This is a genomic window from Desulfomarina sp., assembly GCF_054039375.1.
The window spans coordinates 1-9,296 of record NZ_JBPLBA010000203.1 but is presented as its reverse complement, the minus strand read 5'-3'; the positions used below and the strand labels follow the sequence as shown (position 1 = coordinate 9,296).

Annotated in this window: 10 protein-coding genes; 2 read left to right on the top strand and 8 right to left on the bottom strand. The window is 47.1% G+C overall.

The features are described from left to right. Positions 1-171 precede the first annotated feature (171 nt). Positions 172-957: a DnaJ domain-containing protein gene (locus ACXLDX_RS11715; protein WP_457577369.1), complete on the top strand. Its 786-nt coding sequence runs from the start codon at positions 172-174 to the stop codon at positions 955-957. A gap of 8 nt (positions 958-965) precedes the next feature. Here ACXLDX_RS11715 and ACXLDX_RS11710 read toward each other — a convergent pair whose 3' ends face one another. From ACXLDX_RS11710 to ACXLDX_RS11685, 6 genes are all read right to left on the bottom strand, one after another. Beyond that, the gene (locus tag ACXLDX_RS11710; RefSeq protein WP_457577370.1) at positions 966-1,868 is read right to left on the bottom strand and encodes a CBS domain-containing protein; all 903 of its coding nucleotides are present in this window, start codon (positions 1,866-1,868) and stop codon (positions 966-968) included. Positions 1,869-1,903: 35 nt separating this feature from the next. Next, the gene (locus ACXLDX_RS11705) at positions 1,904-2,374 is read right to left on the bottom strand and encodes a CBS domain-containing protein (protein ID WP_457577368.1); all 471 of its coding nucleotides are present in this window, start codon (positions 2,372-2,374) and stop codon (positions 1,904-1,906) included. Positions 2,375-2,618: 244 nt separating this feature from the next. Next, on the bottom strand, positions 2,619-3,524 hold the full coding sequence (locus tag ACXLDX_RS11700) for a DMT family transporter (RefSeq protein WP_457577367.1): 906 nt from the start codon (positions 3,522-3,524) through the stop codon (positions 2,619-2,621). Beyond that, positions 3,524-4,483, bottom strand: coding sequence for an SPFH domain-containing protein (locus ACXLDX_RS11695; protein ID WP_457577366.1), 960 nt, complete (start codon positions 4,481-4,483; stop codon positions 3,524-3,526). Before ACXLDX_RS11695 ends, ACXLDX_RS11700 begins: the two co-directional genes overlap by 1 nt. Positions 4,484-4,503: 20 nt before the next feature. Continuing rightward, the gene (locus ACXLDX_RS11690; protein WP_457577365.1) at positions 4,504-4,959 is read right to left on the bottom strand and encodes an NfeD family protein; all 456 of its coding nucleotides are present in this window, start codon (positions 4,957-4,959) and stop codon (positions 4,504-4,506) included. Between the two features lie 21 nt (positions 4,960-4,980). Next, positions 4,981-6,492: a hypothetical protein gene (locus ACXLDX_RS11685; RefSeq protein ID WP_457577364.1), complete on the bottom strand. Its 1,512-nt coding sequence runs from the start codon at positions 6,490-6,492 to the stop codon at positions 4,981-4,983. 379 nt (positions 6,493-6,871) lie between these two features. Here ACXLDX_RS11685 and ACXLDX_RS11680 point away from each other — a divergent pair, with 379 nt between their 5' ends. Continuing rightward, complete coding sequence (locus ACXLDX_RS11680; RefSeq protein WP_457577363.1) at positions 6,872-7,354, top strand: dihydrofolate reductase; 483 nt, start codon at positions 6,872-6,874, stop codon at positions 7,352-7,354. A 135-nt stretch (positions 7,355-7,489) separates the two neighbouring features. Here the strand turns inward: ACXLDX_RS11680 and ACXLDX_RS11675 are convergent, their stop codons facing one another. Together ACXLDX_RS11675 and ACXLDX_RS11670 are read right to left on the bottom strand one after the other, a co-directional pair. After that, complete coding sequence (locus ACXLDX_RS11675) at positions 7,490-8,044, bottom strand: DJ-1 family glyoxalase III (RefSeq protein ID WP_457577362.1); 555 nt, start codon at positions 8,042-8,044, stop codon at positions 7,490-7,492. 104 nt (positions 8,045-8,148) lie between these two features. Further along, the gene (locus tag ACXLDX_RS11670; protein ID WP_457577361.1) at positions 8,149-8,508 is read right to left on the bottom strand and encodes a PilZ domain-containing protein; all 360 of its coding nucleotides are present in this window, start codon (positions 8,506-8,508) and stop codon (positions 8,149-8,151) included. Positions 8,509-9,296: the final 788 nt, after the last annotated feature.

Sequence of the window (9,296 nt, the reverse complement as noted above, 5' to 3'; positions counted from 1 at the left end):
ACAGGCACATCCCCAGGTTCACAAGTATCAGGCTGAGTTTTATACGTAATCAGATTATTTTTTGTGCATAAGGCAGAGTTCAGTTGAAAGGACCGTTTATGGACAGGTACAAACTTGCCAATTGCAGAAATCAGGTTACAATAAGATAAAAAACAGTCTGCACCTTCCATCATGAAAAACTATTATGAAATTCTCCAGGTAACCACCACTTCCACCGAGGATGAAATCCGCCGCAATTATCGCAGGCTGGCCATGCGCTATCATCCCGACAGAAATCCGGACTCTCCGGAAGCAGAAGAGAAATTCAAGGAAATTGCGGAAGCCTACGGTGTCCTCACTGACCCTGTCAAACGGCAACAGTACGACAGAATGAAGGCATCAGGAAACGGCGGCACAACGGGTTTCACCTACAGTCAGGAAGACATTCTCCGGGATCTTTTTAAAGATCCCCGGTTTCAGCAAATGTTCAGTGGACTGCTGCGGGAATTTCAGCGGTCCGGATTCCGCTCCAGCTCACATTTCATCAGGAACAGTTTTTTCAGAGGCAAGGGCGGGATTTTTCTTGGCGGTATATTTTTCGTTGGCTCCATGGCCGGTCCCCTGCTCTCAAAAACTGCGAAAAAATCCATTGGCAGCAATTCGTCTTTCCTCAAATCCGTCACCTCAACCTTTGGCTCACTCCTGGGCGGACGCAGCAGGGAGGGGAACAGGAAGGAAGAAACGAGACAGTTGCCGGATTATGATACAACTTATCATACTCCCCTTTCAGCGGATGAGCTGAAGCGGGGAAAAACCATTCAGATTGTCGTTTACGGCGACCGTGGTGAACAGACCCTGAAAGTGACAATCCCCCCCGACAGCAGAAACGGCCAGAAACTGAGGATAAAGGGCAAAGGTCGGCCGGGCCCCTATGGTCGCGGCGACCTCTATCTCAATCTTGTGGAACAATCACCGTAATGCCCCGGTCAGTCGTGATCTTCCACCTTGATTCTACTGGAAACACAGCCATGACAGGACCCCGAACGTACCCGGGCCGCATCAGAAAGCGAAAGGACCCCCACAATATTCCCCCTGTCACCCTCATGGACAAAGAGACGATGAGTATCTGTTAAAATCATTTTTCTGATTGCCTCTTCCAGCAGCAATTCGACATCGCATGTATGTACCGGTGTGCTCATAACCGTATGAGCCAGCGTCTGCGGATCCACCTGATGTTTATAGGTGAGCGCCAGATCCGTTTTTGAAATAACGCCGCATGGCACTCCATCTTCATCTGCAACCAGAATCGCCCCGAACCTGTGAGCCGAAAGTTCTTCCATTACTCTGCTCAGGGTTTCGTTTCTCCCTATACTCTTGACCTGCGAAGTCATCACTTCACGCACGGAAAATCTATGCATGGAATCATTTTCTTCATGGTGTTTGAGAATATTGAGATGATTGAATTCACACTGGCGGCAATACTGGTACAACAGCCCTACAATATCCGGGTAGGCAAGAGCCCCCACCAGCTTCTCCGATTCGCTGTCGAGCACATACAAGCGGTAAACACCCTGGCTCCGCATCAACTCCAGAGCTGCTTCCAGACTGTCTTCCGAATGGCAGAAGAGGGGCGGAGAAACCATGATATATTCAAGGGGAGAATCGATGGGCAGTCCTGCATAATAAGCACCCATGATATCGGTTTTTGAGACAACACCAACAGGACGACTCTCCGAATCAACCGCAAGCAGGGCATTGACCTTAAATTTAATCAGGGTATTGATACCATGGTCTATGGACTTTGTCTGTTCAAGCTGAACAACCTGACGTCGCATGGCGTCGCTGACGGACAGGTTTCGAAGGGTATTTTTTCGCTCAATTACGACCATCACATGTTCCCCCCGCCGGAATTATCGCATTTTGTTCAATCACTGATCTGTTCCAGAAGGTGATTGAAAAGATCGGAGATATAAACAATCCCGACGATCCGCTCCTCCTGCACCACAGGCAGCCTGCGCACATGTTTCTTGATCATGATGTCGAGAACCATCATCAGGTTGGCGCCTGCGTCAATGGTCACCACCTCCGGGGTCATGATATCACCTACGAGAATGGATTTTATCCTCTTTCCCGCGGATTCTACTACTCCTTCAATGTCAAACTCCTCCATGGTTCCCCATAGGTGAATATGCTTCGGCCGCAGATAGAGAAGGATATCGTACATGGAAAGCATTCCGGCCAGACGCTGATTTTCATCGATGACAATGATACCAAACAATCTCCTGCCCTGTTGCCTTGAGGTACGCTGAAATACTTTAATGGCATCAATAACAGGAGTTCCCGGGAGCAGAGTTGAAAATTCCGTGACCATGATGTCCGCGGCAGTCGTTTTCATTCTTGAACCTCCGTTGCAGAATTTCCGGAGTGGAATATGGCACAATGACCATAACTTACACCAAACCAACCCTTTTCTCACGGTAATTACTCACCGGCACCCCGGCTTTTCACAATCTCTTCTGCCCGCACAGGGTAGATAAAAGCAAAAGAAAGAGCCTGTAAAAATCCGATTCAGGTGAACAATTACGGTCCAGAGATGATAAAATCATGGGGCTGTTAACCCCGTGACCAGGCACTTCTCACTAACCTGATTTTTTTTCCGAAAACTGAATTACGCCCATGGCAGACAGAACCACTACAATACCGGGCAGCACCCTGGCAGACGGTAAAGGGTGTCCCAGTACAAGATCCAGCAGCAGAACAAGGCCAGGATAGAGATAGGAATAAGCCATCACCCGTGTCGGCCCTAAATGGGGAACCGCATACTGGGTCAGAAAAAAAGTGATCACCGTTGTAAAAACTGCCAGATACACAACCCCTATCCACCCTTCCAGAGGTACACCGGACCAGTCCATTGTCAGCAACTGCCCACCACTGAACAGAAAAAGCCAGAGAGCACCGGTAACCAGTACCCAGAAGGTCATGACAGCCATGGGTTCATCCCTGTGCAAAAGACGTATCAGGGGGGTATAGAGCCCCATGGCAAAACCTCCCGCCAGAAAAATCAGATCTCCCCTGTTCCAGTTCATTTCCAGCAACGCCGTTATATTTCCACGAAAAATAACCCAGACAGCGCCGATCATTCCACAGGCAAGGGCAATGAGCTGGGCTTTTGTCAGTTTCTCATGCAAAAGAAAAAAGGCGTATATTCCAGAAAAAGAGGGGACAAGGGTAAAGATCACACTGGTATTCAATGCTGTCGTATAACGCAGGGAAAGAAACATGCACCAGAAGAAGACAACCAGACTGCAACTGATTACTCCGCATCGCCAGAAGAGCGATAAGGAGAAAGTGGCCCCATACCTGAAACGGACCAGAGGGCCGAAACAGAGCGCAGCAATAACAAAGCGGATAAATGTAAGTACTGCCGGATCAAGTGTCTCTGTAATGGCCGCTCCCACTGTAAATGAGGTGGACACCAGGGCAGCACAAAACACCATCAGCAGATGAATCCGGCAATGCCCGGCCATCCGGCCTGAAGAAAACATCAACCTTTAAACCGTACCTCTTCAGCGGCAGACTCTTTACCACCCCCGACATGCTCAAACGTGGCCATGGCCGTTGCAACCATACTGCTTATATCCGTCAGATTACCGGGAATAATCATGGTATTGTTTTCCCTGGCCAGCTTGCCGAATTCACCTATATACTGCTTGGCTACTTCAAGATTCGCGGCCTCCTTGCCACCTGGAGATGCCAGTGCTTCCGCAACCTTTCGTATTCCTTTAGCTGTGGCATCGGCGACCATGAGAATTTCGCGGGCTTTTCCCTCCGCCTCGTTGATTCGTTTCATCTTCTCACCTTCAGAAAGGGAAATAGCCTCGGCCCTGTCACCTTCCGCCCGGTTGATGATCGCCTGCTTTTCACCTTCAGACCGGGCTATTTCTGCCCTTTTCTCCCGTTCGGCCTTCATCTGTTTTTCCATGGCATCAAGAACAGTCCGGGGTGGCTGTATATCCTTAATCTCATAACGGAGAACCTTGATTCCCCAGTTCCCTGCAGCCTCGTCCAGGGCCATGACAACCTGACCATTCAATGTTTCCCTTGCCTCAAAGGTGTTGTCCAGGGTAATCTTGCCGATGGCTGAACGCAGACTGGTCTGGGCAAGCTGGGTCGCGGCGAAATGATAATCATCAATTCCATAGGCCGACATTTTCGAGTTCACCACCTGGAGATAGAGAATGCCGTCAACTTCCAGGGTAACATTGTCCGCAGTAATACAGGTCTGGGCACTGATATCGATAGGTTCTTCCTTGAGGCTTCTCTTATAGGCAATCTTATCGAAAAACGGTACCAGGATATGAAATCCGGCACCCAGGGTCGTTCTGTATTTCCCCAGTCGTTCCACCACGTACTCCGATCTCTGGGGAACCACAACGGCTGTTTTTATCAGAACAACCACCACCAGCAGCAAGATAAACCCGAGAGCAATCAGATTCTGTTCCATTCTTTTCTCCCGTAAAAAGTTCAGACCTTTTCAACATGAATAATCAGGCCATCCTGGGAAACCACCGAAATGATCTCACCTTCATCAATCCGTTCATCTGCCGTAGCCCGCCAGAATGTTCCTGCGTATTTTATTCTTCCCTCTTTCGGCGGCACTATTGTCATGCAGACAACACCCCGCTCGCCGGCCACGGCAAGCAGCACATCCTCATCCACCTTATCCTCTCCCTCTCCAGTCGGCTGTTTAAAAAACCGGCGCTGAATAATATCTCGCAGGGAAAACAGGCAGGCCAGTGAAGCCACAATAAAAAGAGCCAGCTGCCAGCTGATACTGAGAGGGTAAAGGTAAGTGACAAGGGATGTAACCAGAGCTCCCAGTCCGAAAAAAAACAGCACAAATCCGGGCAGGGCCATCTCCAGAAAGAGAAGCATTACCCCCATGATAAGCCAGAAAAGAGGAAATGGAATCGTTGTCATACCGGTTTTCTCCCAGGAATTTTAACTTAATGATCTCTTTTCTGACTGCTCATCTGTCTTTGATCCAAAGAGGTGGCGATAGATCACTCCGGCAAGGGCAAACGACATGGGCAGTGTCCAGATCATGCCGAGTCCAAGTGGAATAACAGAAACCATGTAAATCAATCCCATCACAATTACTGCACCGGCCACCTTCCACCACACCTTGTGGATGGCCTTCCTGGAGGTCTCAAGCGCCTGCCACGGCCCCATATCCCGATCCAGAATAAGCGGCATGGCAAGGCCATACGCTATCATAAGATAAATACCAGGAATTATAAAAAGAATCATACCAATACTCACCAGTATTGTCTGTAGAAGAGTGGCAACAATCACTTTGCCGGTTTTTGAAAAACCGCTGAAAATCATTTTCCATGAAAGTGTATCCCCGGCAACTTTCCTCACCCCCATATAGAACAGACCAGCGGTGAAAAGCGCTGAAACAATACCGGAAAGCACACCTGAAAAAGCCTGTACCCCAAAATTAACCAGGTCACTATTGGCCGCCGGATCAATTGTCAGATAAGGTGCAAGAAAGGTAGCTCCGGCTGTGAGAATAAGGAGCAGCAGATAAAAAACTGCAGCACCCGCCCAGATAGAAGCCTTGGCTCCTTTTGTCTCCCGCCAGGCCTCTTTGATTACTCCCGAAACGGTGAAGGCGGAATGCTTTGCCCTGATTTCAGTGACCTCCGGATCATTACCCTGGAAGCCCCTGGCCCGCAAAGTCGATGTCACATCTTCCCCGGGAGGTATAACTTTTTCTTCATCCTCCATGGCCTCCGGCAGGCAGTCTGTGCAGAATAACTGACCGTCCTTTGCAATAAACGGTTCTCCAATACTGTCCTCTTTCCCACACACTGAACATTTTTCCGTTTCAATCTGGGGTGACTCTTCCGGAGGATCTTTCAAGAGAGTGTCAGTTTCATCCTCCTCGTCAAAAACTTCCACAATTTCATGGTCGTCTGTTTCGACGCCAATACTCCCCTGTGATTCAACTGGATCAGAATCATCAATCACATCCACCTCGTCGAGCAGGGACTGTTCTTCGATTTCCTGTATTTCATCACTGATCAACGGTTCGTCAAAATCGTCAATTTCAGGCAAGGTTTCATCAAGTTGTACAGCAAAATCATCTTCGGATTCTCCAGCGGGATGTTCTCCCGAATCAACCGAGACGGGTTCATCCTTTAACGATTCGGATTCATATACTGCCGCTGACAATATTTCCTTCTCATCAATCACCAGAGGTTCATCGTCAAATTCTTCTTCCGCATCAGCCACGTCACCCTCTGCCGGAAGAATATCCTGCAGATCCGACACAACCGATTCTTCCACAAATTCTTCCGGAGCCGGTTCCCGAAAACTCTCCTCAATTTTTTCCTCCTCGGGAACAGCTTTAAATATCTCATTACATTTCGGACACTTAACCTTTTTCCCTATATACGAATCGTCTGCGGAACCTCTCACTCCACAGTTCGGACATAGCATTTTCATCGACATCCTCCAGCCCTTTATGAATAATTGCCCACTTATTCCAGTAACTCGAAAAAACCATATACTCTTTCAGCGTATAAAAAAAATTGAACAAAATCTATATTTTTCGTATTATTTGTTTTCTAGAGTCCGTCCAGAAATGAGGATTTTCGTTCGAGATTAAGGCACACGGGGAATTTTACCGCAGGCATATAATTGATATTCCGAGGATAAAATTTTTCAGGCAACGCAGATATCGGGCAAAAAAACCAACTATGGACAGGCACTTTCTAATTGCGCACAAAACTCAGCCTGACATTTGTGATCCTGAAGATCAGGATTTGTTTAATATCGTTCGTTTCTTTCCCAGGCACGATCATCCAGTAACAGGAACACACTTATGGAAATAATAATAATTGCAGCCATGGCCCTGAACAGAATCATTGGCAAAAACAACACCCTGCCCTGGCATATTCCAGAAGAACTGCGCCTGTTCAAAAAAACAACCATGGGGTGTCCAATGATTATGGGAAGAAAAACATTCGAATCATTTCCAGCCCCCCTGCCCGGCAGACGTCATATAGTCCTCAGCAGGAATAAGAACTATGTCCCGGGAGACGTGGAAAAAGCCGAATCGCTGGAAAAAGCAGTGAAAATGTGCAAAGGGGAAGAAAAAGTGTTCATTATTGGCGGCGCCCAGGTTTTCAGGCATGGCCTGGATGTGGCCACCACGATCCGCCTGACAACCCTTGAACGGGAAGTGGAGGGAGACGTTGTTTTTCCCGAACTTCCCGAGAAAGATTTCCGGGAAGTTTCACGGGAACATTTTTCAGATGGGAAAGAACCGTTTTCAGTTATTATCTACAGACGGAACAGAGACTGATTCGTGCCTGACTCAGTGAACGCCCCACAGGGAGGCGAAGATTTTTCAAACACGCCCGATTAATGAATTTATATTAACTTTTCAAGTTGTTATCCGAAAGATATTCACTAAACCGTCACGGATTTATATTTCGAACTATCCGACAACCATGCCTTTAGCCACCTCCTGTTTTTTTTCTTCACCCAGGAGAATACCCAGCATTTCCAGGGCAAACTGAATTGATGTGCCCGCTCCCCTTGAAGTCACACAGTTTCCGTCATGAACCACACTCATTCCCGCCTGGTCGCCGTCACTCAATTTCTCCATGAAAAGAGGGTGACATGTGGCTTTTTTCCCGTCAAGAAGACCGTGATGCTCAAGAACAACCGCAGGTGCCGCGCAAACTGCTCCGTACAGCCTGTTTTCCCTGCTCTGTTTTTTCAATATTTCTGCCAGAACGCTTGAATTCCTGAGATTCTCCGCCCCGGGAATACCACCCGGCAGAGCAACCAGATCATAGGTCTCGTCCCTACAGTCTTCAATCAGTTTGTCAGCTATTATTTTGACATCATGAGAAGATATGACCTGCAAATCTCCCCCCACCGCAGCCAGATCCACCTGGACTCCTGCTCTTCTGAACACATCAACAATACTTAATGCTTCAACTTCCTCAAACCCCTCGGCAACCGGCACCAACACTTTCGTTTCCATAGATTGCTCCTGTTTATCAGTTTTCATTCTTCGTTCTTCCAGAGGATTATCAGAGAACAGGTATTTTCAGACAGCCTCCTCGATCCGCACTTGCGAAACATCAGCTACAAAAGACCGGGATGATCCTTTAACTCATCTTCAATAGCCTCGGCATCGGGGGAATTGTATTTTATTATATTCTGCAGATGATGCAGGCTTTCCGGATCAATTGAAACAAATTTAATCCCGATATAATCGTCCTCAATCCTGGCAACCCGACCTTTCACATTCACATGCAGCCCCTCAGCTCCCAGGGGAATGACAACATCACATTCATCATCAATCGCCGCCTCCGCTTTGATCTCTACCAGACACCCTCCGACACTGAGGTTTATCAGTCTCTCAACAGAAAATGTCTTCCCGGCAACAGTGCATTCAGCCCGGACAGCAAAGACAATCCTGGTAAATCTTCTCTTTTCCGCCATCAGCAACCTCCTGAGCCCCTGTCTTCAACCGTAACCCTGAATCCGTCATCGAATGCCAACAGAGAGGCAAGTGATTTTGTTCAATAAACCTGATTGTACATTTTACGATTATACCTGACTCTTGAAAAAATGCGTATTCACCCAAAAAGTGAATGACCTGTCCCAGAAAACATACCATAACATATTGAAATAAAATATTAATCCATTTTCTGTTTTCTGAGGTACAGAATTTAGATTGTGTCTGTCCATAAAATAAGGATTTTTATTCGAAATGAAGGCGCACGGGAAATTTTACCGGAGACATATGATTGATATTCCAAGGATAAAATTTTTCGGGCAACGCAGATATCGGAGCAAAGAACCAACTATGAACAGGCACCAGTGTTACGTCAACGATGAAATGACGTAATATTGCGCTGTAATTTTTTGTGCCATTCTGCCTGCGGATTTGAGCATATAGTTGAGCTATGTAACATAAGCCGCAGGCGGGATGACGCGAAAAAGGACAAGCAAGGTACGTCAGAGCAGTGTTGACGAAACACTGGATTGTATTTCAATGGTCTTTTCTCACAGGCCTTCATCCTCTTTGATATATATCTATCTTGAAGCAGATGAAAATTCAAGCTATGATAACGTGGAATGAAAGAGAAATCTTTTGGGTGGATTTAATGCATATTTCACATATTTCGTAGTTTTTACATCGTTTTTTGCCATAATTCGTAATTTTTCACATTGAAAACTCATCCGTTTCACTGTATAGAATGTAAAATTTCTGTAATTGGACCTGC

Bases quoted from the DNA above. Each gene is read 5' to 3' on its own strand.
- ACXLDX_RS11670 (WP_457577361.1), bottom strand. From the start codon at position 8,508: ATGGCGGAAAAGAGAAGATTTACCAGGATTGTCTTTGCTGTCCGGGCT.
- ACXLDX_RS11675 (WP_457577362.1), bottom strand. From the start codon at position 8,044: ATGGAAACGAAAGTGTTGGTGCCGGTTGCCGAGGGGTTTGAGGAAGTT.
- ACXLDX_RS11715 (WP_457577369.1), top strand. From the start codon at position 172: ATGAAAAACTATTATGAAATTCTCCAGGTAACCACCACTTCCACCGAG.
- ACXLDX_RS11705 (WP_457577368.1), bottom strand. From the start codon at position 2,374: ATGAAAACGACTGCCGCGGACATCATGGTCACGGAATTTTCAACTCTG.
- ACXLDX_RS11680 (WP_457577363.1), top strand. From the start codon at position 6,872: ATGGAAATAATAATAATTGCAGCCATGGCCCTGAACAGAATCATTGGC.
- ACXLDX_RS11690 (WP_457577365.1), bottom strand. From the start codon at position 4,959: ATGACAACGATTCCATTTCCTCTTTTCTGGCTTATCATGGGGGTAATG.
- ACXLDX_RS11710 (WP_457577370.1), bottom strand. From the start codon at position 1,868: ATGGTCGTAATTGAGCGAAAAAATACCCTTCGAAACCTGTCCGTCAGC.
- ACXLDX_RS11695 (WP_457577366.1), bottom strand. From the start codon at position 4,483: ATGGAACAGAATCTGATTGCTCTCGGGTTTATCTTGCTGCTGGTGGTG.
- ACXLDX_RS11700 (WP_457577367.1), bottom strand. From the start codon at position 3,524: ATGTTTTCTTCAGGCCGGATGGCCGGGCATTGCCGGATTCATCTGCTG.
- ACXLDX_RS11685 (WP_457577364.1), bottom strand. From the start codon at position 6,492: ATGAAAATGCTATGTCCGAACTGTGGAGTGAGAGGTTCCGCAGACGAT.